The sequence below is a fragment of the Amylibacter sp. SFDW26 genome, assembly GCF_009184395.1.
Taxonomy (GTDB): Bacteria; Pseudomonadota; Alphaproteobacteria; order Rhodobacterales; family Rhodobacteraceae; genus Amylibacter.
Genome location: NZ_WEIC01000001.1, coordinates 950,490 through 974,252, shown reverse-complemented (window position 1 = coordinate 974,252; position 23,763 = coordinate 950,490). Strand labels below are relative to the sequence as shown.

The following is a 23,763-nucleotide window of genomic DNA, read 5'->3' as shown; positions in this document are numbered from 1 at the left end:
TGTTTTTTCACGAAAATTTGCCGTGTTTTCAACTATAGTAGGCTGATACAATTTGGAGATATTTAAGCTTCGGATTATCAAAAGCTAAAAGCGACACTTTTTCATTGAAAGTGTCGCTTTTGAAGCTCTTATTTCAAGTGGGCTTCAATGGCGTGATTTACCGCATCTGCTTGTTCAATTGTTGCGGAATGACCTGCCTGTTCTATCATTTGGAACTTGGCGTTTGGAATAGCATCTGCAATGCGCTGTCCTTTGGCAGGTACCGTTGCAACATCTTCTGTACCGACTGCCACAAGTGTAGGAACTGTAATGCCGCCTAATTTATCATAGACAGCAGTACGCTCAATAACACCTGAAACGGCACGTGTGATCCCTTTGCGGTCATGGCTTGCGATATGCTGACGCCAAAAATCACGTTCTGACTTACGGTTGGGATCTGTCATAAAGGTATTTCCAAATAGGATCGGCATAACTTTTGAGGTGACAATTTTCAGACCAAACCAACGCGCGACAAAATTCAATGTTCTATAGCTTTTTGCATTTTCTGCAGGCTCTGCATCTGCGCTGGTATCCAAAAGCGTAAGGGATTTTAGCATGTCAGGTTTATGTATCCCCAAACGCATTCCAACAAATCCGCCCATGGACAGGCCCACAAAGTGACAGGGGCCAATATCTAATGCTGTAATCAGCGCGGCGGCATCATCTGCAAGAGTATCCATATCATAGCCATCAGCCGTGACTTCACTGTTGGCTTGGCCACGGTGATCATATGCAATGCACCTGTAGTTTTTTGAAAAATATTCGATCTGACGCGCAAACATTTCCCCAGACATTAACAGCCCGTGTGAAAACAGGATTGTTTCATCACCAGTTCCAGTGTCCGTATAAAATAAGTCTACGCCATTTACAGTTATACGAGGCATGTCAGCTCCAGATTTAGATTAATTCACATCTAAAGCTTTTGCGCGCAAAATGGCAAATGGAATGGTTTCAAGCGTATTGATATGCGTGCTTTGCAAAACCACATGTGGCGCTTTATCAAAAGCATCCGCTTCTGCCCAACGATCAGCGCATAAACACCAGCGATCACCAGGATTTAAACCCGCAAAGCCGAATTCTGGGCGCGGTGTAGATAAATCATTTCCGCGCATTCTGGAAAATTCTAGGAATTCTTCGGTCATTTCTACACAAACTGTATGCTTACCTTTGTCATCAGGGCCTGTATTGCAGCATCCATCGCGGTAAAAGCCAGTGATGGGATCAATAGAGCAGGGCTTAAGCGGTTCGCCAACGACGTTAATACTCTCATCTATCTCTATCTTATATTCTGCCATGACACATCTTTCGTGAGTTTTGTGACGATCATAACAAACATTAATCTAAAAATGTGAAAAAACCTGCTCAATTTCGGGGTTGAGCAGGTTTTCGTGACAGGAGATAGGAATGTTGAATTAATAATTCAACGCAGTGTCACCTTGGATAGCACGTGACAAACTTTCATAGGCCCAGTTATCTGTGCCGCCGATTGTCTTAATCAGTGCCAATTGCTCTTTTGCACCTGCAACATCACCAGATTGCATTTTTGCCTGACCAAAATACGAACGCGCAAGGATGTATTTCGGATCAATTGTCAAAGCTTGCTCGTAAAACTCTGTTGCTCGCTTCGTGTAGCCAAGTTTACGGTTTGTGAAACCTTTGTAATTCAAGATACGTGGATCTTGCTGGTTTTCAGCACGGTCCAGCAAGTTTAACGCATTATAATAACGACCTGCGTAAGCCAACTCGCGTGCATTTTTATAAATACCATCATCATCAAGCTTGCTTTCTTTGATTTTAACGCAACGACCTTTGTTTGCATCCCAGATTTTGTTTTTCTTACATTTCTGAGTGGTTTCTGTTGGTTTTGGGGGCTCGCTGCTGTCTGAACCCGCAGCAAAAGCTGATGTTGCAAGTGTCAAAGCCACGGCTGCAGCAGTGAAAGATGTTGTTAGTGTCATTAGGGTGCTCCGAGTTGGTTGTCGTATGTAGAGTAAACAACCGAATACGGATTTTATTCTAATTATTTCTGAAAACTCACGTCTATGTGAAGAAATCATAAAAAAGGCCTGCCAAAATGGCAGGCCTTAAATTCTTTAGAATGGTTGAAAGCTTATGCTTTTGTTTCTTCTTCTGATGCTTCTTCAACAGCTTCTTCTGCTGGAGCTTCGTCGCCAAACTCTTCAGCTGCTGCGGCGCCCATATCGTCAAACAATTCAGAAATTTCGAATTCTGCTTCTGCTTCTGCTTCAGCCGCCAATTCTTGAATTGATTTACCAGATGCTTGAAGTTCTGCTTCTTCTTGCGAACGGGCAACGTTCACTTGAATTGTACAAGATACTTCTGGGTGAAGGTTCACAGTCATCTCGTGCACGCCAAGTTCTTTGATCGGTGTGTCCAAAGCAACTTGCTTTTTCGTGATCGTGAAACCGGCTTCTGTGGCAACATCAGCTGCGTCACGTGTTGTGACTGAGCCGTAAAGCGCACCAGCGTCTGATGCTGAACGAATCACGATGAATTGTTGACCGTCTAATTTTTCAGCAACTGCGTCTGCTTCTTTTTTGGTCTCAAGGTTCTGCGCTTCTAGTTGAGCTTTCTGAGCCTCAAAACGTGTTTTGTTGCCTTCAGTTGCGCGAAGTGCTTTGCCTTGTGGCAATAGGAAGTTGCGTGCGAAACCTTGTTTCACTGTCACAACATCGCCCATTTGACCAAGCTTTGCGACGCGTTCTAGTAGGATAACATCCATTGAATTTCTCCTTACTTAACTGCGTATGGCAGCAATGCTAGGAAACGTGCGCGTTTGATTGCTTTTGCAAGCTCGCGTTGTTTCTTTGCAGATACTGCAGTGATACGTGATGGAACGATTTTGCCGCGCTCAGATACGTAGCGTTGTAATAGTTTCACGTCTTTATAATCGATAGCCGGAGCATTCTCACCAGAGAATGGGCAGGACTTGCGACGACGGAAAAATGGTTTGTTTGCCATGGTTTAAGTCCTTCTCTTAACGGTTTCTACGTTTTTCTTCTTTTGCTGATTTCGCTTGAACAACCACAGATGGGCCTTCTTCATGCTCAGCAACACGGATTGTCATTACACGCATTACATCGTCGTGTAGACGCATAAGGCGTTCCATCTCAGCAACAGCTGGTGCTGGTGCGTCTGATTTAAGGAATGCGTAGTGACCCTTACGGTTTTTGTTAATTTTATAGGCCATTGTTTTTAGACCCCAGTATTCTGAATCCACAACGTTACCACCGTTGTCTGACAGAACAGCGCCGAAGTGTTCAATAAGACCTTCAGCTTGCGCGTTGGACAAGTCCTGACGCGAGATAAATGTATGCTCGTAGAGCGCCATTATATTCACCATTTTCAAGCGTGCTTCAAAATCTGGGCTAAATCTTCCGCACCCAAATACGAGAGGCAACCGCGTTTCAATAAATTACGGAAGATTTGGGGCTTTTACTCCTATAAGCAAAGAAAGCAAGGGGTAGACGCTGCTTTCTGTGCGTTATAGACCAATATGACAAGAAAATTTTGAGGGATCCATGACAAGAGCATTCGTATTTCCAGGCCAAGGCGCCCAAACCATCGGTATGGGCAAAGAGTTGGCAGACAGCTATCCAGCAGCCAAAGCAGTTTTCGAAGCCGTAGATGAGGCTTTGGGTGAAAGCTTATCAAGCTTGATCTGGGACGGCGATATTGCTGAACTCACTTTGACCGAAAACGCGCAACCTGCATTGATGGCGACATCGATTGCTGCGATGGAAGCGTTGAAAGCCGAAGGTGTTGGCATTAATAAGGCGTCCTTTGTCGCTGGTCACTCCCTTGGTGAATATTCAGCGCTTTGTGCAGCTGGGTCTCTTTCCTTGGCGGATACAGCACGTTTGTTGCGCATTCGCGGTAAAGCGATGCAAGAAGCGGTTCCTGTAGGTATTGGCGCTATGGCGGCTTTACTTGGTTTGGACTTTGCAACAGCCCAAGCGGTTGCAGATGAAGCTGCCCAAGGTGAAGTGTGTCAGGCTGCAAATGATAATGATCCGACCCAAGTTGTTGTATCTGGTCATAAGGCAGCTGTTGAGCGCGCTTGTGAGATTGCAAAACAGAAGGGCGCCAAACGTGCAATGTTATTGCCTGTATCTGCACCATTCCATTGCGCCTTGATGCAACCCGCCGCTGACCGTATGGCGGAAGCTTTGTCAGAGGTGACAATTTCTGATCCAGCGGTGCCTGTTGTGGCAAACGTATTGGCTGCATCTAATGACGATGGCAGTGCGATTGCGGATCTTTTGGTTCAGCAGGTCACGGGATCTGTACGCTGGCGTGAAAGTGTTGGGTATATGGCAGCGCAAGGTGTGACCGAAATTTATGAAATCGGCGCGGGTAAAGCCCTGTCAGGGATGATCCGCCGTATTGAACGCGAGATTGCCTGTACGGCCGTTAATAACGCAGATAATGTTGCAGCTGTGGCTGCGGACTTAGCTTAAAGGAAGCAAATATATGTTTGATCTAACAGGTAAAAAAGCACTCGTAACAGGCGCCTCTGGCGGTATTGGTGGCGCGATTGCAAAAGGTCTTTATGCCCAAGGCGCAACGGTTGCTTTGTCTGGCACACGGGTCGATCCGCTGAATGCATTGGCTGCTGAATTGGGTGAACGCGCACATGTTGTGCCGTGTAACCTAAGCGATAACGAAGCTGTTTTGGCTTTGGCTGGACAAGCGTCTGAAGCGATGGGCGGTTTGGATATCTTGGTGAATAACGCAGGTATCACACGCGACAACATCTTTATGCGTATGTCTGACGAAGAATGGCAGCAAGTGATTGATGTGAACTTATCAAGCACTATGCGCCTGATGAAATCTGTGATGCGCCCGATGATGAAGCAACGCTTTGGTCGCATCATCAACATCACATCTATTGTGGGTGTGACGGGCAATGCAGGGCAGGTGAATTATGCCGCGTCCAAGGCTGGTATGATCGGCATGACCAAGTCATATGCCCAAGAAATAGCAACACGCGGCATTACAGCCAACTGCGTGGCCCCTGGGTTTATCGAAACGGCTATGACAGCAGAGCTGCCAGATGCGGTGAAAGAGAAAATGACAGGCAACATTCCTGCGGGCCGTATGGGGACACCAGAAGAGATTGCATCAGCTGTATCATACCTTGCATCAGATGAAGCCAGCTATATCACAGGCCAAACGATCCATGTAAACGGCGGCATGGCTATGATTTAATTGCAATTTTCCAACGGAAAACTGCAATAAGACTGCGAATAGCAGTCTATATAACAACAAGAGGGCAATTTCGAAAGGAATTGCCCTTAATTTATTGTGTCGATTAAAGCACTGTTACAACCAAATATTCGATTACGGTTTTAATTGTACTGTCTCGTTCGAAAATCACACAATGGTGACTTCGAAGGGATTGCTTTTTTATGTATACTAATCTCTAACATACTAAAATTATTACTTATATTCGTATTTAGGTCTTTTAAATAACCACAATGCATCCAAACATAAAAACCATAATTTACGTAATCTTTTGTGTCATTTTCACGTCCTGTGGGTATCTTTTACTATTTTTTGACCTTTTCGAAGGGGGCGGTGGCCCCGCTGGTGCGGTCGTTGTTGTCATAATTATTCCAGCACTTATTGGTGTCCTTGTGGCGGGGATAATCGTTGCTGTTGGTGTATATCGTAAGCCTAAGCAAAGGTTGATCATATTATGTCTTACAATGATTGTGCCGCTTATATTTGAAGTGGGCAGAGGCGTATCAAGCTCTATAGAGCGTAGCCAACGTGACTTGTATGCGTATCATTTGCGAGAATTAGACAAAGAATACGAGCAAGCTTGGAAAGAATTACAAACGCCTTCTAAAGTTGAGCAGGTGATTGAAAAAGCTAAGGAAAAAATTGGCATTTCTGACAGTGTAGACAGGAGCATTACACAGAACAATATGGCTTTATTGATGGCACTTGGAATGAAGTATCCAGAGTACCGCAAGAGATATATGGCTACTGTTAAAGACAATCCCAACCTTTCGTGCGGCCCGTCAAAAACTTTAGCTGAACATTATCAACCTCTTACCGAAGGAGAGTTTATATGGCTTTTTGAACGGTTGAGTGACATTGGATATGATGATCCAGCAGAGTTTTGTTTGCGATATAGCAACCATGATGATTTTTCTTATGAGCGTATGCTTGAACTGGGCTTTTTAAATGCAGCGCAATTACGGGTGGCTTTGTCTGATATTGAACATGAAGACATCCTAGAGATGATCCAATTAACGCGATCTGTCGAAAGCAGACAACATCGAGTGAATTTGGTAGTGGGTATCCTTGAACATGCTGATATCTTTAAGAGAAATCGCCTGTTCAATACACTGTTCTATGCCAATCAATCCATCGTTTTGTTGCGAGATGATCCAGACCTTTCCGTCTATGTTAATATTTTACGTAAAAGATTGATCGAGATTAATAAGACTGTCATTGATCCAGAGGAAAAGTGGAAGTTTGATATACACCAACCTGTCTTGTTTACTTACATAGACTTGCTGGATATTCAAAAAAATAATCAAGAGCCTTTGCAAGAGTATATGGATGAGTTTCCTCATTTCTTGACGGAATATTATCAGAAGAAGGTTGCTGAGCGTGAAGATTACACTGGACCGAGAGAAATTGCGTTCAGAGCTTTTGCCCCTTCAATGAGACCAGAGATTATTGAACATAGCCCGTACCAAAATGAACCTTATACGCTGATTTATAAAAACCGACTTGTTGACCAAGGTACTACAAATAATTTTGGCTGTATTACATATGTGTTTAACGACGCAATTCCTGGGGATTTCGTTCAAATTTCTGCCTATAATCAATCATGGCATTTTCCTATCGGCATGAATTTAAAATGGGATGATCCGGAGCTGATTTATTTTTATCTAAGCCAGCGTGGGTATGCAGGGTATTATAAACGACAAATAGTCGAGCATGAGCCTGATAAAGAAGCCGTAATCAAGAACTTCCAACACTCGCAAAGCATTGAAGAAACGGGCATCTTGGATAGCAAAACAATTGCTGTACTCAAAAAAAACTATGAGGAAGTATATTCCGCGAAGTATTGTAATTGATTGGTTTTAAATAAAATTGTCTAGATATAATCTCCCTCAATTTACCTTTCCCAAACCCCCACTTCGTAGTCTGTTTCCATAACGAGTAGTATGGAGTGGCGTGTATGAATAGGTTTTTTGCAGCGATGCGTCAGAGGGCGGAGCTTTGCTTTGACTGGATAATGCTAACCATATCAATTTGGGTGCTTTATCAAGGTGTTGCGCAAGAACGCTATGCAGAGATAACACCATTGCAGGGAAGTTCTGCGATGGTGTTATTGATGTTCTTTCTATTCGCCGTTCACCGCGTCGGTGTGATCTATCAGAAAGTTAAGTATATTTACCAAAATGCGCGTTAGAGTATAAAAGGATTTAATGTATTTCTACATAGACGCTTATAGGGCTTAATTATTGGAAACGTACATAATAATGTCACTTGATAATACAGGTTCCATGATAATTCTGTGACCAACCTATGCCATCATTGTCAACGCCCTGAATGCTCATCGTGGCTGCTTTGCGCCCAAAGCTAAGTAGATAATATCTGACTGGTTCGAAGTTAGAGTTGGTATCAACTCCTAATAGTGTACCTGTGTTGCTTTTTCGGAATGCAAATTTTGTGTGGCCTTCAATGGATGCTGTATCGAGATCAACCAGACCATATTTATCGCCTTCATCATGCTCAACAAAATTTAAATTATAGTCTATGTTGCTGCATTTGCTGCGGTAACCACATTCTTTTTTAAAGTTACACTGGATCGTTTCTGCCTGTGCATCTGTTGTAAATAGGTGTGTGGCGGCTATGAGGATAAAGACGTTAATATTTTTAAGCATTTTACTTGTTTTTTAAGGCCATATTATTGTGTGTCAATTATGAGTTCGTTCGGGGCTTGACCATTGTTGTCTTTTATCGATGCATCTGCTCCCATTTTTAACAACATATCAACGACTGTATGTCTGTTATCTTCTGCAGCCCAGTGAAGGGGTGTTTGACCGTTTTCATCACGGGCATTGATATCAGCGCCAACGTCAATAACGTGCTGTATGAGTGATGGTTCATCGGAATAACGAGCCAACCAATGCAATGCAGTTTGTTGGTATTCATTTGCAATTGTGACATCTGCACCTGCACTCAAGAGTATCTTGATTATCTTTGGGTTACTGTCCTCGAGGATGACTTCTAACATGAGCGCAGTGTCAGCATCTGCGTTTTGTGCATTCACATCTGCGCCTGCGTCTATCATCATTGCAATTGCTTTGGGGGCACGTGGACCAAAACCATCATATAGCCAAAAATTGTGGAATGGTGTGTTGCCATTTTCATCTTTGGAATTCACGGGTGCACCTGCTTCGATTAATGTTTTAAGAACCGCTATCGGTGCACGGCACCAGATTGCTTTGGACAACGGTGTTCTACCCCAAGGATCGGGAGCTGTGAGGTTTGGTTCAGCTTCTAGAAATATACGTACCTTTTCAACATTTGGTTCTTTGCAGAGCAAAACATCTAATGCAGTCAATCCAATACCGAAATCTATGTTATGTGCGATGAGGGCCTTTAGAGTTGTCGCACTTGCGTAATGCTCTACTGCGATGTGTAATAGTGTTTCGCCGTTGTCGTTTCTAAAGTTGATGTTTGCCCCTGCATCTACGAGACGCTCGATTAATGTGACGTTTACACCAACTTCTGGCTCATTTTGCATCAATTGCGCCAAGGGTGTTATGCCATCTTCGTCCTTTGCATTAACATCGGCTCCAGCATCAATAAGTACATCTACAATAGCTGGGGCACTGTTGCTGAACATCGCCCAGTGTAATGCTGTTCTATCAAATACATCCCCTCGGTTTGGATTTGCGCCTTTATCCAGAAACAGCTGGATCAGCTCGAGGTTTTTTGTGTAGGAAATCGCCAGCGATAATGCGGGAGTACCATAATCCCCTTTTATATTTGGATTGGCACCCGCATTAAGGCAGTCGATTAAGGTTTTCTCTGATGCATCTTCATGGAAATCTTCATTCCCCCAATTCATGCAACTTTCAGGAGGCCTTATGGATAATAGATATAAGAAAACAGTCGCAATGATGGCCATGCAAACTGCCATAAAAGTAGCTATTACTTTTCGTTTCATTTAGAGTTTCCAATTAGTTTTGAATTTATATGACTATATTTAAGAATGCTTTTTTGATTTTCTACAATTTAAGTGATGAGTTTAATGATGATAGCAGCAATTGCTGCAAAAAAGATGCTGAAAAACATATAAGTCGTTTTGTAAATTCCAAAGGCTTTTTCAAAGGGGCCTAGCACCAGAAAAACCCATACGCAGGATAATCCAAGTGAAATAACCCCAAATACAATTGCTATAATGCTGATGATAGTTTGCATGTTGCATTGCCGTTAGGCTTTAAACCCCAATCTCAGAGATGAATTTCACACGTTGGTATGCTGTAATGCCTTCTTCGCCGCCTTCGGTGCCGTAGCCAGAGTGGTTTACACCGCCAAACGGTGTTTCTGGTGTGGCGATGCCAAAGTGATTGACGCCAAACATGCCTGCATTGATTTGATCACCAATGGCATTGGCTTTGGCGCCATCCGTTGTGAAGGCATAGGACGCCAAGCCGTATTCCAATTTATTGGCGCGCTCGATCACTTCGTCGAAGTCTTTGAACGATGCGACAGGGGCGACTGGGCCGAACGGTTCTTCGTTCATGATTTTTGCCTCTTCAGGAACGCCTTTTAGAACGGTTGGTTTATAGAAGAACCCTTTGTTTCCAAGACGTTCACCGCCTGCAAGTAATTCTGCACCATGCGATACTGCATCATCTACCAAGTCTTGCATCACGCCCAAGCGACGCTCGCCGATGAGTGGGCCCATTTGCGCACCTTCTGTAATGCCTTCAGCAACCACAATGTCTTTGGCGTGTTGTGCCATGCGTTCCGCGAATTCATCATAGACGCCTTCTTGGACATAGAAGCGTGTTGGGCTGATGCACACTTGGCCTGCGTTGCGGAACTTTGTGGCAGAGCACATTTGTGCGGCTGCTGCGATATCTGCATCGTTGAAAATCATTACAGGGGCATGTCCGCCCAGTTCCATTGTGCAACGGATCATGCGTTTGGCCGCTTGGGCTTGAAGCAACATGCCAACAGGGGTTGAACCTGTGAAGCTGAGCTTTTTGATGATTGGGCTGTCTAGTAAATAGCTGGAAATTTCAGAAGGAACGCCGAAAACAAGGTTTAATACGCCGTCTGGCAGGCCGGCATCTTGGAAACACCGTGCCATTGCGATGGCGGATGATGGTGTTTCCTCATCAGCTTTCATGATGATAGAACAACCTGCGCCCAAAGCGTTGCCCAATTTACGCATCACATTAGAGGCTGGGAAGTTCCATGCAACGAAAGCTGCCACTGGGCCAACAGGCTCTTTTATCATCATTTGGCGTTGGCCTGGAATGCGGGCAGGGATCAGGCGACCATAGGCGCGTTTGCCTTGCTCTGCGTCCCAACGCAGACATCCGATGACGAAATCCATCTCTAAAGAGGCTTCGCCAACAGGTTTACCCATTTCGCGGCTGATGTTTTTTGCAATGGATGGTTTTCGTTCTTCCATCAAGTCAGCGGCTTTGTCCAAAATGATTTGGCGCGCAATAGGTGTTGTGTTGCGCCAGATTTTAAAACCTTTGTCTGCGGCAGTCAAAGCGGCATCCAGATCAGCAGTCGATGCATGTGGTAAGGTTCCCAGAACTTCTTCTGTGGCTGGATTGATCACGTCTTGGCTTTTACCAGAGGTGCCTTGGGACCATTTCCCATCAATAAAGAGTTCAAGTTTTTCGTATGCCATTGTCACGTCTCCCAGAGTGTTAGCAAAAGGATTAACGGAGTTTGCGTGGAACACAATGAAAAAGCACGACAGGTTTTCAATGGAACCCGCCATGAATGCATAGCGGGTATTCTTGACGTAACGTCGGAAAACGTTTGCCATTGTGAAACTTTATGGTATAGCGCGGCGGAGATTTGCTAAGGGCGGAAACGCTTTTGGCTTTTGGCCTTTAAAAATAAGGCTGTTGTTGGTATCAAAATCTGGTATGAACTAAAAACCAAGGGGATTTCCCCGCAATATGAGGACTGAATCATGAGCGACATCGCAGATCGTGTAAAGAAAATCGTTGTAGAACACCTAAGTGTTGACGAAGCAAAAGTAACTGAAGGTGCATCTTTCATCGACGATCTGGGCGCTGACAGCCTAGACACAGTTGAGCTGGTTATGGCTTTCGAAGAAGAATTTGGTATCGAAATCCCAGACGACGCAGCTGAAACTATTCAGTCATTCGGCGATGCAGTGAAATTCATCACTGAAGCTGGCTAATAATTTAAAGACTTTTAAGTCTTTTTAACGCGCTCCAATTTGGGGCGCGTTTTTTTGTGCGATTCTGCGCCTATATGCTGTTGATTGCTTGCTCATGGCTTTCTGGCAGGGTAGTTAGGTTTGAATTATATAAGAAGCACTGGGGAAAATATGCGTCGTGTTGTTGTCACTGGATTAGGAATGGTCTCACCGCTGGCTTGTGGTGTTGATGAAACGTGGAAACGTTTGACGGCGGGTGAGTCCGCTGCGGGTACGATTTCACGTTGGGATGCTGATCATTTAGCAACGAATTACGCATGTGAGATTCCTTTTGGTGATGGTTCTGACGGTACATTTAACCCAGATGATTGGATGGAGCCAAAAGAACGTCGTAAAGTCGATGATTTTATCCTTTATGGTATGGCCGCTGCAGATCAAGCTGTTGCTGATGCGGGTTGGACGCCTGAGGATGAAGAAAGCAAGCTTCGCACAGGTGTGATGATTGGTTCTGGTATTGGTGGTTTGCGTTCTATCGCGGAAACAGCTGTGACGTTGAAAGAACGTGGACCACGTCGCGTATCGCCATTCTTTATTCCAGGAGCTTTGATCAACCTCGTATCTGGTCAGGTGTCTATTCGTCATGGGTTTAAAGGCCCTAACCATGCTGTTGTGACTGCATGTTCTACGGGAGCGCACGCGATTGGTGATGCGGCACGTTTGATCATGTTAGATGATGCGGATGTGATGATTGCAGGTGGTACCGAAAGTCCGATTTGTGAGATTGGTATTGCTGGCTTTAACGCCTGTAAAGCTTTGTCTACATCGCGTGGAGATGATCCTAAGTCAGCATCGCGCCCCTATGATGCGAACCGCGATGGGTTTGTGATGGGGGAAGGTGCTGGTGTGGTTGTATTGGAAGAATACGAGCATGCCAAAGCACGTGGTGCTAAGATTTATGCTGAAATTCTTGGATATGGTCTGTCTGGTGATGCACACCATATCACGGCCCCTGCATCAGATGGTGACGGCGGTTTCCGCTCTATGACCGCTGCGATTAAACGTGCTGGTATTGAGCCGTCTGATATTGATTATATCAACGCGCATGGCACATCTACGATGGCTGATACGATTGAATTGGGAGCTGTGACACGTTTGTTGGGTGATGCTGCGAAAACGGCGACAATGTCATCTACAAAGTCTTCTATAGGTCACCTATTAGGTGCTGCTGGTGCTGTTGAAGCGATTTTCTGTATCTTGGCAATTCGCGATCAATTGGCACCGCCGACATTGAATTTGGATGATCCAGATGTGGAAACAGATTTGGATTTGGCACCGAATAAAGCTGTTTCGCGTAAAATCGATTATGTTTTGTCAAACTCCTTTGGTTTTGGCGGAACGAACGCATCGCTTGTTATGGGTAAGGTAGACGGCTGATCTTATGAATAAACATTTCGCGGCAAACTTCTTTAACCTACTTATCATTGGCATGATTGCCTTGGCAGGATTGGTTTATTGGGCCAAAACTGAGTTTTACAAACCTGGCCCTTTGGCAGAGGCTATTTTTATAGAAGTACCACGCGGTGGAAATATGCGAAATGTTTCCATAGATTTAGAAGAAAAAGGCGCAGTCAGTCATGGAACTATTATGCGTGTCGCTTCTGACTATTTGGAAAAAAGTAACCAGTTGAAATTTGGGAATTATGAAATCCCTGCGGGAGCATCTATGTCTGATATTTTGGATATAGTGACCAAGGGGGGACGTAGTAATTTCCGTTATGTTGCAAGATATAATGTAAAAGTTGCTGGGCCTGCGGAATTGATTTTGCGTGAACGTACATCGAGTGATGCAACACCGTCTGTGATTACAGCATTTACGGTTGGTGAAGAGATGCCAGAGGCATACGTGAAGTTGATTGAAGCAAAGACACCGATTTCATATCAGGTGTCTATGGCGGAAGGGGCAACAAGCTGGCAGTTTGTTGAGGCTTTGAAGGCCGCGGATTTCCTTGATGGTGAAGCGCCTGCTGTGCCTGCTGAGGGAACATTAGCGCCAAACACATATGAGGTACGCCGTGGGGCGTTACGCTCTGAGGTGTTGGAACAGTTGATGAGTGCGCAAACGAAAATCTTAGCAGATGCTTGGGAAGGTCGCGCCAAGGGATTGCCTTTGAAATCGCCGATGGAGGCTTTAACTTTGGCATCTATTATTGAAAAAGAAACGGGTGTTTCTTCGGAACGTGAAGAAGTGTCTGGTGTGTTTGTGAACCGTTTGAATAAGGGTATGAAGCTGCAAACGGACCCGACAGTGATTTACGGTATAACAAAAGGTCAAGGTACATTGGGGCGTGGATTACGTCGTAGTGAATTGTCAAAGAAGACTGAGTATAACACCTATATCATCCCTGCATTGCCACCAGGCCCGATTGCAAACCCTGGTAAGGCTGCGATTGAAGCGGCCCTTAATCCTGCGCCAACAAAAAACCTGTTTTTTGTGGCAGATGGCAGCGGTGGACATGCGTTTGCAGAGACTTTACGCCAGCATAATGTGAATGTTGCGAAGTGGCGCAAAATCGAAGCTGAGAAACGCCGGAAACAACAGCAGGAAAATTAAGTAAGTAATTACAATGCTTTGTGGTTTTTATTAACGAAGTCTTTTCGCTGCGTTCGCTGACCCTTAGGTGCAAAATCTTGACTTTGCGAACGGTCCCGTGTACACCTTGTGACAAGCTGGAAGAGGTGGGTAAGCAGTAACGGTAACGTTGCTGCTTTTGCATTTCTACTCGACGGGGATAACCCGAGAGGACGCCATACTACATGACTGATACTTTCCCTGAGGGGTTGCAAGCTGCTGCGGATCGTGTGCAGCGGGCACGAGAGAACTTTGCCCGATTTTCTAAGAATTTAGAGCGGGAAATTGAAATACTAGAAAGTGGCGATGTATCGCCAAAAGCTTTGGGAAAAGATCCCAAAGTCACCTGTCGCCAATATGAGGCGGCTTTAACCTATTTACATGAACAAGAGGCCGAATTTGCAAAACAATGCGAAGCCATTACTGGTGTCATCAACGGAGATGCCCTTGATCTCGCCGAAGCAAAACAGGAAATCCTTGGGCGAGTTACTCGCCTGCGTGAGCGAGCGGGAGGTTGAAGATTTTCTGTCTGGACTAAGTGCGAATGCTCTAAAGGCTCTGCCGTGGATGTTTGAGTTCTGGGCGTTGCCGCATCAAATGCCACCTTGCGCCGATTGGAACACTTGGGTGGTTTTAGGTGGTCGTGGGGCGGGAAAGACCCGTGCTGGGGCTGAATGGGTGCGCTCGCAGGTTGAAGGTGCGCGACCTATGGATGAAGGCGTGTGTCGTCATGTGGCGTTGATTGGGGAAACCTATGATCAGGTGCGGGATGTCATGGTGTTTGGTGAAAGTGGTATATTGGCCTGTTCTCCACCTGACCGTCGTCCGAAATGGGAAGCGACGCGTCGCCGTTTGGTTTGGCCGAATGGGGCTGTGGCGAGTTGTTATTCCGCCAGTGACCCTGAAAGTTTGCGAGGGCCGCAATTTGATGCGGCTTGGGTTGACGAGCTTGCGAAATGGAAAAAGGGACGTGCGGCGTGGGATATGTTGCAGTTTGCTTTGCGGTTGGGGGATGATCCGCGCCAAGTGGTGACGACAACGCCAAAGAATGTGGCGGTGTTGCGTGAGATTTTGGCGGGTGTTGGTGTGGTTTCGACGTCTGCACCGACGTCTGCGAATGCGGTGAATTTGGCACAATCGTTTTTGGAAAAGGTGACTGCTGATTACGGTGGAACGCGTTTGGGGCGTCAGGAACTGGATGGGGAATTGTTGGAAGATGTTGATGGTGCGCTTTGGCGGCTGTCTGATCTGGATGGCACCCGTGTTGAGATGGCGCCTAAACTGGACCGTGTGGTTATCTCGGTGGACCCGCCTACTACGAGCGGTGAAAAGGCAGATGATTGTGGGATTGTTGTAGCAGGTGTTGTGGCGCAAGGACCACCACAGGATTGGCGGGTTTATGTGCTGGCGGATTTGACGGTGAGTGCGGCAAGCCCCAATGCTTGGGCAGCAGCGGTTGCTGTTGCAGCACAAGAGTTTGGGGCGGATCGTGTTGTGGCTGAGGTAAATCAAGGTGGGGAGATGGTAGAAGCTGTTCTGCGGCAACAGTCTGCTTTGTTGCCTTACAAAGGGGTTCGAGCATCGCGCGGTAAGTCTGCACGGGCTGAACCTGTTGCGGCTTTATACGAGCAGGGACGCATATACCATTTGGGTGGTTTGCGAGAGCTTGAGGATCAGATGTGTCAGATGAGCCTTGCAGGGTTTAGCGGTAAGGGTAGTCCTGACCGTGTGGATGCATTGGTTTGGGCAATCACAGACTTGATGATTGACCCAGCACAGACATTTCAACGTCCGCAGGTGCGGACACTTTATTAATCTATTTGATTAGGAGCAACTTTATGGTTCTGCAATTTTTGCGGGGGAAATCCCCTGTGTCTGAAACTAAGGCATCGGGTGCGGCACCTGTGATTGCTTTTCACGGGGCGGGGCGCCCTGCGTGGAGTGCGCGTGATGTAGCATCGTTGACGCGCACTGGTTTTACGGGGAATCCTGTGGGGTTTCGCTGTGTGAAGATGATTGCTGAGGCGGCTGCGGCGGTACCTTGGGTTTTGTCAGACAGTGAACGTCGGTATGATCAGCATCCTTTGTTGGCTTTGTTAGCGCGGCCCAATGGGGCGCAGGGGCGTGCAGATTTGTTAGAAAGCTTTTATGGGCAAATGTTACTGTCGGGGGATGGGTATTTTGAGGCAGCAGGTAGCAGTTTGGATGGTGGACCTGAGGAGTTATATGTACTGCGGTCTGACCGTATGCGCGTGATCCCTGGTGGGGATGGCTGGCCTGTTGCTTATGAATACAGCGTCGGTGCCAAGAAGCATCGGTTTGATATGGGTGCGGATGTAGCGCCGATTTGCCATGTGAAGGCGTTTCATCCTCAGGATGACCATTATGGGTTGTCACCGATGCAGGCGGCGGCTTCCGCACTGGATGTGCATAATGCGGCGAGCCGGTGGTCAAAAGCGTTGTTGGATAATGCTGCACGTCCGTCGGGGGCTATTGTTTACAAGGGCTTAGATGGACAAGGAACACTTGGTTCTGATCAATACAACCGTTTGGTGGATGAGATTGAGAGCAACCATCAAGGTGCACGTAATGCGGGGCGCCCGATGTTGTTGGAAGGTGGTTTGGATTGGAAGCCTATGGGGTTTTCGCCGTCTGATATGGAGTTTCAGAAGACGAAGGACAGTGCGGCGCGAGAGGTGGCGTTGGCCTTTGGGGTGCCGCCGATGTTGTTGGGATTGCCAGGCGATAACACCTATTCGAATTATCAAGAGGCGAACCGTGCTTTTTACCGTCTGACTGTGTTGCCCTTAGTGGGTAAGGTGGCGGATGCACTATCGGCGTGGTTATCTGGGCATTTTGGGGCGGATTTGAAGTTGGCGGCGGATTTGGACGGTGTTCCTGCATTAGCACATGAACGTGAAGCGCAGTGGAATAGGGTGTCTGGGGCGACGTTCCTGTCGGATACAGAAAAGCGCGTTATGCTGGGGTTGCCTGCGGTGGCGCATGAGTAAACGCGGGGCGGGGTCGCGGTTCTTATACGAACCCTTTGATGCAGCGGCGGCGCGTCTTGAGACCCATGAAAAGGTGATCGAAGAACGCTGGATCGGGTTGGAACGACGATTGGGGCAAATTGAAACCACGTTGGAACGATTGGAAAAACGGCTTTGGTTGGCTGTGTTCGGCGTGGTCAGCTTTGTTTTGGTTCGAGGTGTTTTAAACATCTTAGAAGTGGCGAATAACTAACGGATATTTATATGTTTTATGGAAATAAAGATTTTGGATTAGAAACAAAGTTTGCCCGATTTGATGCGGCATCTTGTTTGAAGAATGAGTGTGAGATCTCGGGGTATGCTTCTGTTTTTGGGGCTGCGGATCAATCGGGAGATGTGGTGCAGATGGGGGCTTATAAGGATTGTTTACAGTCTTTGAGTGATCAGGGGCGATCTGTTAAAATGTTGTGGCAACATGATCCGACAAAACCGATTGGAGTTTGGGATGATATTCATGAGGATGCCAATGGGCTGTTCGTGAAGGGGCGGTTATTGCCTGATATTCAAGGCGGATCAGAGGCTTTGGCGCTGATTAAAGCGGGTGCGATTGATGGTTTGTCAATTGGATATCGAACATTATTTTCGGAAAAATCCCCTAAAATCGGAAGATTATTGCACAAATTGGAACTTTGGGAGGTATCATTGGTAACATTTCCAATGCTTCCCCAAGCGCGAGTGACATCAGATGTGGAAACGGATGATGATGCACTTGCAAACGAGTTGGCGGCGGCATTGAACGCAGCGCGCCATGATATGCTGACCTGAAACGCGGGCAGTTAACCTTCATCTAAATAGGATTGATTGATGAGCAACCAAGAGACCAAGTCCTTGGACCATGAGGCGTGCGCCCAACCCAAAGGGTTAGAGGTGAAAGCCGCATTGTCGGGGTTCTTAAACGATTTTTCAAAAATGAATACGGAATTGAAATCAAAATTACAGCTACAGGAAGATAGATTAGCAATGATTGAACGAAAAACACAAAATACGAACCGACCTGCGTTATCGGGTGCTGCTACGGTTGAGGTGCCGCATAAGAAGGCTTTTGCAGCTTATTTACGTTCTGGCGACGAGGATGCAATGCGTTCGCTAGGTGTGGAAGAGAAAGCGTTGTCGTCTGCTGTGGCAGCAGATGGTGGCTATTTAGTGGACCCTGTGACGGCGGATCAGATTGCAGGTGTATTGCATGATACATCGTCTATTCGTTCAATTGCGAATGTGGTGGCGATTGAAGCTTCTGCGTATGATGTATTGGTGGATACGACTGAAGCGGGCGCCGGTTGGGCGACTGAGGTTGATGCGACAGGTGAAACAGGGACACCGCAAGTCGAGCGTATTTCCATTCCTTTGCATGAATTGTCGGCGCTTCCGAAAGCATCGCAACGTTTGTTGGATGACAGTGCGTTTGATGTTGAGGGTTGGTTGGCATCGCGTGTTGCTGATAAATTCTCGCGTGCAGAGGGCAGTGCGTTTGTATCTGGTGACGGTATGGATAAGCCAACAGGGTTTTTGACATATGATTCCGTTCAAAGTGGGACAGAGGTTTGGGGAGAATTGGGCCATGTTTTAACAGGTGCTGATGGTGATTTTGATCCTGTGAACCCTGCGGATGCGATTGTGGATTTGGTTTATGCGTTGGGCGCACGATACCGTGCCAATGCATCTTTCGTGATGAATTCCAAGACGGCTGGCGCTGTGCGCAAGATGAAGGATGCAGATGGCCGTTTCCTATGGTCTGATGGTTTGGCAGCAGGTGAACCTGCACGCTTGATGGGCTATCCAGTGCTGATTGCGGAAGATATGCCAGATATCGCGTCTTGGGCGCCTGCGATTGCTTTTGGTGATTTTAATGCGGGTTACACGATTGCAGAGCGCCCTGATCTACGCATTTTGCGCGATCCATTCAGCGCAAAGCCGAATGTGCTGTTCTATGCCACGAAACGTGTCGGTGGTGATGTCAGCGATTTTGCGGCGATCAAATTACTGAAGTTTGCGGTTTAAACTGCGTTAGGAACATGCCTTGCAAGAGGTGTGACGGGTTAGGGCTGTTGTCCTGACCCTTTGGACGCCCTTTGCGTCGTCTAGCTGCTTCCCTCCGTCCGAGAGACGTTGGGGGCGTCCTTTTTCGAATTTGGAGATTTTGATGATTTTAACGGAAACAATTTCGGTTTCTTCGGATGTTTTGCCTGTGGATGCGTTCAAGGCGCATTTGCAGATGGGCACGGGTTTTGCGGATAGTGATTTGCAAGATGAAGTGTTGGAGATTTATTTGCGGGCTGCGATTGCAGCTGTAGAAGCACGCTCTGGGCGGGTTTTGTTACGTAAGCAATATGTGTGGTCGTTGACGCGTTGGCGTGATGCGGCACGGCAGGTTTTGCCTGTGCGCCCTGTGGTCGGTGTGACTGAGTTGCGAATGATTAATGGTTCAGGTGAGGGGAATGCTGCGGATGTAGACAGCTATCGCTTTGTGCCTGACGATATTTGCCCTGCTGTTGAGGCGACTGGGATGCTTTTACCGCCAGTGCCAGTAGGTGGATCTGTCGATCTGATGTTTGAAGCTGGGTTTGGAGCCGAGTGGGCGGAAGTTCCTGCAGATTTGGCTCAAGCGGTACTGATTGTAGCAGCGAATGCCTATGAAAACCGTACAGGTACATCAGAGGCTATGCCTATCGCGGCGTTGAGTTTGATTGAGCCGTACCGCGCATTGCGTGTTTCGCGGGGTGTGTGATGGTACATTTATCGAAACGATTAACGCTCGAAGAGCGTGTTGAAACAGCAGATGGCGCTGGTGGGTTTGTAGAAAGCTGGCGTGTTGTCGGTGATTTATGGGCGCATATAGATGCGCGGTCAGGGCGTGTACGCAATGGCGATGCGGTTTCTGTATCTGTTGTACGCTATCGCATTGTGGTGCGATCAGCCCCAGTGGGATCGGAACAACGCCCGCGTGCGGATCAACGATTTCGGTATGGTAGACAGGCCTATGTGATTGATGCGGTGGCACCTCATGATGAAGCTGGTTTGTATTTGGAATGTTGGGCACATGTTGAGGTGGCGGCATGAGTTATGCGGTTTCAGAAAGTTTGCAAGCGGCGGTTTTTACGGCTTTGAGTGCGGACGCTGCTGTGTCTGTCTTAATTGGGGCGCATATTTACGATGCGGTGCCCAGTGGGGCTTTGCCAACGGTTTATATCGCTTTGGGTGAAGAAAAGGTGCGGGATCACTCGACTAACACAGCATCGGGGGCATTACATGATATCGCGGTTGATATTCACAGTGATACGGCGGGGTTTCAGACGGCAAAGGCTTTGGCTGGGGCGGTTTGCGATGCGTTGATTGATGCGGATTTGGTGTTAAGTCGCGGTGTTTTAACAAGCTTGAATTTTAGATTTGCGCGGGCGCGCAAGGGAATTAGCCCCGATCAACGGGTGATTAACCTGACGTTTCGCGCCTTTGTTATGGATGTTTAACAATATATTTTTAAAGGAAAAATTATGACAGCTCAAAATGGTAAAGACCTGTTGATTAAGATCGATTTGGATGGTTCTGGTGCATTTACAACGATGGCGGGACTGCGGGCCAGTCGTATTGCATTTAATGCCGAAACTGTGGACGTAACTTCGTTAGGCAGCACTGGTGGTTGGCGCGAATTGTTGGATGGGGGCGGTGTGCGATCTGCCTCTATTTCTGGGTCAGGCGTGTTTTCGGATGAAGATACGGATGAGCGGGCGCGACAATTATTCTTTAATGGCACGAAATCGGATTTCCAGGTGATTATTCCTGATTTTGGCGTGGTTGAAGGGGCGTTTCAGATCACATCGGTGGAATATTCAGGCCGATACGATGGAGAAGCGGTTTATGAGTTGGCCTTGGCATCGGCTGGTGAATTGACGTTTGCGGCATTGTGATGGGCAATCCTTACAGAGGTGATGTTGATCTAGCGGTCAATGGTGAGGTTTTGCCGATGCGTCTGACTTTGGGGGCATTGGCAGAGTTGGAGGAAACGCTGGGTGATGACAGTTTGATGGGTTTGATTGAGCGGTTTGAAAGCGGGGCTTTTAAGGCGGGTGATATTGTTGCGCTTTTGGTGGCTGGATTACGCGGTGCGGGCTGGCAATGTGGGCGATCTGAATTGATGGCGGCTGATATCGAAGGTGGACCCATTGAGGCAGCAAAGCGTGCTGGGCAACTTTTGAAATCGGCGTTTAGTTTGCCGCAATGAATGGGTTTGATTGGCCTGCGATGATGCGGATTGGATTGCATCATTTGCATTTAAAACCAGATGAGTTTTGGGGGTTAACCCCATTGGAATTCCTTATGATTTCTGGGTTGGAGGGGCGTAAATCTGCAGTGATGACACGTGCGGATTTGATTGGCCTCTCTGCCCAGTTTCCTGATGGAAAACGGAGTGAATATGGCAGATTATGAAACGGAAATAGACCAGCTTGAAGTACAGTTGGAAGGGCTTGAGGGACGCTTGGCTGGCGCTGCGGATATGTCGGCGGCGTTTCAACGAGAGTTGAGTGGTGTGCAGGTTGGTATTGCGGGGGCTGGTCGTGAAGCGACTGGATTGTCGCGATCATTGGGCACTGGGATGCGCAATGCGTTTAGTGACATTATTTTTGAAGGGGCAAAGGCATCGGATGTTTTGAAGAATGTGGCGAAGTCTTTGCTGGAAACCACGTTTAACAGCGCGATTAAGCCTGTGACCACTGCCGTATCCGGGGCGTTGACAGGTGGTTTGACGAATTTGATCAGTGGGATTTTGCCCTTTGAAAAGGGCGGTGTGTTTTCTGCGGGGCATGTCACGCCTTTTGCAAAGGGTGGTGTGGTGAGCAGTCCAACGCTGTTCCCGATGTCAGGTGGCACTGGCTTGATGGGGGAAGCGGGGCCAGAGGCGATTATGCCGCTGACACGTGGGGCGGATGGATCGTTGGGTGTGCGTGCTGGTGCTGGTGGCACTGTGACAGTGAATATGAACATCCAAACCCCTGATGCAGCAGGATTTAAACGGTCTAGCAGTCAAATTGCGGCGGGTATTCAGCGTGCGATCGCGCGTGGACAACGTAATCGTTAGGAGGGAATACAATGACATTTCATGAAGAGAGATTTCCTGCGGATTTATCCTTTGGATCTGTGGGGGGGCCTGAACGGCGCACTGAGATCGTTGCGCTAAACAGTGGATTTGAGGAACGCAACAGCCCGTGGGCGCATTCGCGCAGACGCTATGATGCAGGTGTTTCGATGCGGTCCTTGGACGATATGGAAAAGGTGATTGCGTTTTATGAGGCGCGTCGCGGGCCTTTGTTTGGGTTTCGCTGGAAAGATTGGACAGATTATAAGAGCAGCTTGCCGTCTTTGGATGTGAGTTTCTTGGATCAAGAGATTGGTGTTGGGGATGATGTGACCTTTGAATTTCAGTTGTGTAAGGATTACCGATCTGGAGATGAGGTGTATTGCCGAGATATTCGCAAGCCTGTGGAGTTTACGGTTGTTATTGGCGTGGGTGGCGATGAACTTGAACTTGGCAAGCATTACACGGTGAATTTGACTACTGGTATTGTCACATTTCTGGAACCGCCTGGTGAAGGCGCGCTGGTGACGGCTGGGTTCGAGTTCGATGTGGCGGTACGGTTTGATGCGGATCGGTTGGAGATGAGCCATGCGAGCTTTGTGGCGGGTGAAATTCCCAGTATTCCAGTTGTGGAGTTGCGGGTGTGATGAACGGTATTCCAGAGGCGCTAAAGGCGCATGTGAAAAGTGGTGTGACGAGCCTGTGTCGGTGTTGGATTTTGGTGCGTTCAGATGGTGAGCGTATGGGGTTTACGGATCATGATTGTGGTTTGAGCTTTGAGGAAACTGAGTTTATACCGACGACTGGTATGGATGCGGCGGCGTTGGAGCGTTCAACAGGTTTGGCGGTTGATAACAGTCAAGCTGTCGGGGCGCTCAGTTCTGTAGGGTTGACCGATGATGATATTGAACAGGGGCTTTATGATGGAGCTTCTATTACGCAATATTTGGTGAATTGGGAGGATGTTGAGCAACGTATGATCACGTTTAAGGGCACGATTGGTGAAATTAAACGCGGGTCTGGGGCTTTTGAGGCAGAGTTGCGCAGTATCAGCGAAGGTTTGAATCAACCAATTGGGCGGGCGTATTTGCGTCAATGTGGTGCTCAAGTGGGAGATGCGCGGTGTCAGGTGGATTTGACGGGCGCAGAGTTCACGTCTGAGGCTGAGGTGACGTTTTCTGTGGGGCAGCGTGTTTTGCATCTGAAAGGGCTGGATTCTTATGATGATACTTGGTTTTTACAAGGTACAGTTGCGTTTGTGACAGGTGAGAACACAGGTGCTGTGGGCGTGGTTAAAGTGGATCAGATCAATGGGCCGCGCCGCGTGTTGGAGATGTGGGAAGATTTGCGTCACCCGATTGGTGTTGGTGACCGTGTTCAGGTGACAGCTGGCTGTGACAAGGCTGAGAATACGTGCCGTGTGAAATTTTCAAACCTTTTGAATTTTAGAGGCTTTCCGAAGATGCCTGGTGATGATTGGGCGCTGTCTTACCCTGTGCGGGATGGACAGAATGATGGATCAAGCTTGAGGTAATTA

At 47.3% G+C, this 23,763-nt stretch carries 32 protein-coding genes; 22 read left to right on the top strand and 10 right to left on the bottom strand.

Annotated elements, in window-relative coordinates; all coding sequences use genetic code 11:
* Positions 1-128: 128 nt before the first annotated feature.
* From F9L33_RS04900 to rpsF, 6 genes are all read right to left on the bottom strand, one after another.
* Positions 129-923, bottom strand: a complete 795-nt coding sequence (locus tag F9L33_RS04900; protein ID WP_152141605.1) for an alpha/beta fold hydrolase — start codon at positions 921-923, stop codon at positions 129-131.
* A gap of 18 nt (positions 924-941) precedes the next feature.
* A complete protein-coding gene (locus F9L33_RS04895) occupies positions 942-1,334 on the bottom strand; it encodes a DUF2237 family protein (RefSeq protein ID WP_226803940.1) in 393 nt (130 codons plus the stop codon).
* 117 nt (positions 1,335-1,451) lie between these two features.
* Complete coding sequence (locus F9L33_RS04890; RefSeq protein ID WP_152141604.1) at positions 1,452-1,997, bottom strand: hypothetical protein; 546 nt, start codon at positions 1,995-1,997, stop codon at positions 1,452-1,454.
* A 152-nt stretch (positions 1,998-2,149) separates the two neighbouring features.
* The gene (gene rplI / locus F9L33_RS04885; protein WP_152141603.1) at positions 2,150-2,782 is read right to left on the bottom strand and encodes a 50S ribosomal protein L9; all 633 of its coding nucleotides are present in this window, start codon (positions 2,780-2,782) and stop codon (positions 2,150-2,152) included.
* A gap of 11 nt (positions 2,783-2,793) precedes the next feature.
* On the bottom strand, positions 2,794-3,021 hold the full coding sequence (gene rpsR, locus F9L33_RS04880) for a 30S ribosomal protein S18 (protein ID WP_152141602.1): 228 nt from the start codon (positions 3,019-3,021) through the stop codon (positions 2,794-2,796).
* 16 nt (positions 3,022-3,037) lie between these two features.
* A complete protein-coding gene (rpsF, locus tag F9L33_RS04875) occupies positions 3,038-3,391 on the bottom strand; it encodes a 30S ribosomal protein S6 (protein WP_152141601.1) in 354 nt (117 codons plus the stop codon).
* 190 nt (positions 3,392-3,581) lie between these two features.
* Between rpsF and fabD the strand changes: the two genes are divergently transcribed.
* The 4 genes from fabD (at position 3,582) to F9L33_RS04855 (ending at position 7,498) form a co-directional block, all read left to right on the top strand.
* Positions 3,582-4,520, top strand: a complete 939-nt coding sequence (fabD, locus tag F9L33_RS04870; protein ID WP_152141600.1) for an ACP S-malonyltransferase — start codon at positions 3,582-3,584, stop codon at positions 4,518-4,520.
* Between the two features lie 13 nt (positions 4,521-4,533).
* Complete coding sequence (fabG, locus tag F9L33_RS04865; protein WP_152141599.1) at positions 4,534-5,271, top strand: 3-oxoacyl-[acyl-carrier-protein] reductase; 738 nt, start codon at positions 4,534-4,536, stop codon at positions 5,269-5,271.
* A gap of 269 nt (positions 5,272-5,540) precedes the next feature.
* Complete coding sequence (locus F9L33_RS04860) at positions 5,541-7,160, top strand: hypothetical protein (protein ID WP_152141598.1); 1,620 nt, start codon at positions 5,541-5,543, stop codon at positions 7,158-7,160.
* Positions 7,161-7,321: 161 nt separating this feature from the next.
* Positions 7,322-7,498, top strand: coding sequence for a hypothetical protein (locus tag F9L33_RS04855; protein WP_226803938.1), 177 nt, complete (start codon positions 7,322-7,324; stop codon positions 7,496-7,498).
* A 73-nt stretch (positions 7,499-7,571) separates the two neighbouring features.
* Here the strand turns inward: F9L33_RS04855 and F9L33_RS04850 are convergent, their stop codons facing one another.
* From F9L33_RS04850 to F9L33_RS04835, 4 genes are all read right to left on the bottom strand, one after another.
* The gene (locus F9L33_RS04850) at positions 7,572-7,973 is read right to left on the bottom strand and encodes a hypothetical protein (protein ID WP_152141596.1); all 402 of its coding nucleotides are present in this window, start codon (positions 7,971-7,973) and stop codon (positions 7,572-7,574) included.
* Between the two features lie 23 nt (positions 7,974-7,996).
* The gene (locus F9L33_RS04845) at positions 7,997-9,265 is read right to left on the bottom strand and encodes an ankyrin repeat domain-containing protein (protein ID WP_152141595.1); all 1,269 of its coding nucleotides are present in this window, start codon (positions 9,263-9,265) and stop codon (positions 7,997-7,999) included.
* 68 nt (positions 9,266-9,333) lie between these two features.
* Positions 9,334-9,519, bottom strand: a complete 186-nt coding sequence (locus F9L33_RS04840) for a hypothetical protein (RefSeq protein ID WP_152141594.1) — start codon at positions 9,517-9,519, stop codon at positions 9,334-9,336.
* Between the two features lie 19 nt (positions 9,520-9,538).
* Positions 9,539-10,975 (bottom strand): NAD-dependent succinate-semialdehyde dehydrogenase, encoded by a 1,437-nt coding sequence (locus F9L33_RS04835; RefSeq protein WP_152141593.1) that lies wholly within the window; start codon positions 10,973-10,975, stop codon positions 9,539-9,541.
* Positions 10,976-11,266: 291 nt separating this feature from the next.
* Here F9L33_RS04835 and F9L33_RS04830 point away from each other — a divergent pair, with 291 nt between their 5' ends.
* The 18 genes from F9L33_RS04830 (at position 11,267) to F9L33_RS04745 (ending at position 23,760) form a co-directional block, all read left to right on the top strand.
* Positions 11,267-11,500, top strand: coding sequence for an acyl carrier protein (locus tag F9L33_RS04830; protein ID WP_152141592.1), 234 nt, complete (start codon positions 11,267-11,269; stop codon positions 11,498-11,500).
* A 150-nt stretch (positions 11,501-11,650) separates the two neighbouring features.
* Positions 11,651-12,913, top strand: a complete 1,263-nt coding sequence (gene fabF / locus F9L33_RS04825) for a beta-ketoacyl-ACP synthase II (protein ID WP_152141591.1) — start codon at positions 11,651-11,653, stop codon at positions 12,911-12,913.
* 4 nt (positions 12,914-12,917) lie between these two features.
* The gene (gene mltG, locus F9L33_RS04820) at positions 12,918-14,090 is read left to right on the top strand and encodes an endolytic transglycosylase MltG (protein WP_152141590.1); all 1,173 of its coding nucleotides are present in this window, start codon (positions 12,918-12,920) and stop codon (positions 14,088-14,090) included.
* 203 nt (positions 14,091-14,293) lie between these two features.
* Positions 14,294-14,626, top strand: a complete 333-nt coding sequence (locus tag F9L33_RS04815) for a hypothetical protein (RefSeq protein ID WP_152141589.1) — start codon at positions 14,294-14,296, stop codon at positions 14,624-14,626.
* Entirely contained in the window at positions 14,550-15,923 is a 1,374-nt protein-coding gene (locus F9L33_RS04810; RefSeq protein ID WP_152141588.1) for a DNA-packaging protein, read from the top strand. Before F9L33_RS04815 ends, F9L33_RS04810 begins: the two co-directional genes overlap by 77 nt.
* Before the next feature lie 23 nt (positions 15,924-15,946).
* Positions 15,947-17,119, top strand: a complete 1,173-nt coding sequence (locus F9L33_RS04805; RefSeq protein ID WP_152141587.1) for a phage portal protein — start codon at positions 15,947-15,949, stop codon at positions 17,117-17,119.
* Positions 17,112-17,351: a hypothetical protein gene (locus tag F9L33_RS04800; protein WP_152141586.1), complete on the top strand. Its 240-nt coding sequence runs from the start codon at positions 17,112-17,114 to the stop codon at positions 17,349-17,351. Before F9L33_RS04805 ends, F9L33_RS04800 begins: the two co-directional genes overlap by 8 nt.
* An 11-nt stretch (positions 17,352-17,362) precedes the next feature.
* Entirely contained in the window at positions 17,363-17,923 is a 561-nt protein-coding gene (locus tag F9L33_RS04795; protein ID WP_152141585.1) for an HK97 family phage prohead protease, read from the top strand.
* Positions 17,924-17,962: 39 nt separating this feature from the next.
* Positions 17,963-19,156 carry a phage major capsid protein gene (locus F9L33_RS04790; RefSeq protein WP_152141584.1) on the top strand — a complete coding sequence of 398 codons (1,194 nt, stop codon included), beginning with the start codon at positions 17,963-17,965 and terminating at the stop codon, positions 19,154-19,156.
* A gap of 142 nt (positions 19,157-19,298) precedes the next feature.
* Positions 19,299-19,883 (top strand): hypothetical protein, encoded by a 585-nt coding sequence (locus F9L33_RS04785; RefSeq protein WP_152141583.1) that lies wholly within the window; start codon positions 19,299-19,301, stop codon positions 19,881-19,883.
* Positions 19,883-20,215 carry a head-tail adaptor protein gene (locus tag F9L33_RS04780; RefSeq protein ID WP_152141582.1) on the top strand — a complete coding sequence of 111 codons (333 nt, stop codon included), beginning with the start codon at positions 19,883-19,885 and terminating at the stop codon, positions 20,213-20,215. The genes F9L33_RS04785 and F9L33_RS04780 overlap by 1 nt, the downstream gene beginning before the upstream one ends.
* Positions 20,212-20,622, top strand: coding sequence for a DUF3168 domain-containing protein (locus F9L33_RS04775; protein WP_152141581.1), 411 nt, complete (start codon positions 20,212-20,214; stop codon positions 20,620-20,622). Before F9L33_RS04780 ends, F9L33_RS04775 begins: the two co-directional genes overlap by 4 nt.
* Positions 20,623-20,646: 24 nt before the next feature.
* Positions 20,647-21,060 carry a phage major tail protein, TP901-1 family gene (locus F9L33_RS04770; RefSeq protein ID WP_152141580.1) on the top strand — a complete coding sequence of 138 codons (414 nt, stop codon included), beginning with the start codon at positions 20,647-20,649 and terminating at the stop codon, positions 21,058-21,060.
* Entirely contained in the window at positions 21,060-21,374 is a 315-nt protein-coding gene (locus tag F9L33_RS04765; RefSeq protein ID WP_152141579.1) for a gene transfer agent family protein, read from the top strand. Before F9L33_RS04770 ends, F9L33_RS04765 begins: the two co-directional genes overlap by 1 nt.
* Entirely contained in the window at positions 21,371-21,580 is a 210-nt protein-coding gene (locus F9L33_RS04760) for a rcc01693 family protein (RefSeq protein WP_152141578.1), read from the top strand. The genes F9L33_RS04765 and F9L33_RS04760 overlap by 4 nt, the downstream gene beginning before the upstream one ends.
* On the top strand, positions 21,567-22,229 hold the full coding sequence (locus F9L33_RS04755) for a phage tail tape measure protein (protein WP_152141577.1): 663 nt from the start codon (positions 21,567-21,569) through the stop codon (positions 22,227-22,229). Before F9L33_RS04760 ends, F9L33_RS04755 begins: the two co-directional genes overlap by 14 nt.
* A gap of 11 nt (positions 22,230-22,240) precedes the next feature.
* On the top strand, positions 22,241-22,873 hold the full coding sequence (locus F9L33_RS04750; RefSeq protein WP_152141576.1) for a DUF2460 domain-containing protein: 633 nt from the start codon (positions 22,241-22,243) through the stop codon (positions 22,871-22,873).
* Positions 22,873-23,760, top strand: a complete 888-nt coding sequence (locus tag F9L33_RS04745; protein ID WP_152141575.1) for a DUF2163 domain-containing protein — start codon at positions 22,873-22,875, stop codon at positions 23,758-23,760. The genes F9L33_RS04750 and F9L33_RS04745 overlap by 1 nt, the downstream gene beginning before the upstream one ends.
* The last annotated feature ends 3 nt before the right edge of the window (positions 23,761-23,763 follow it).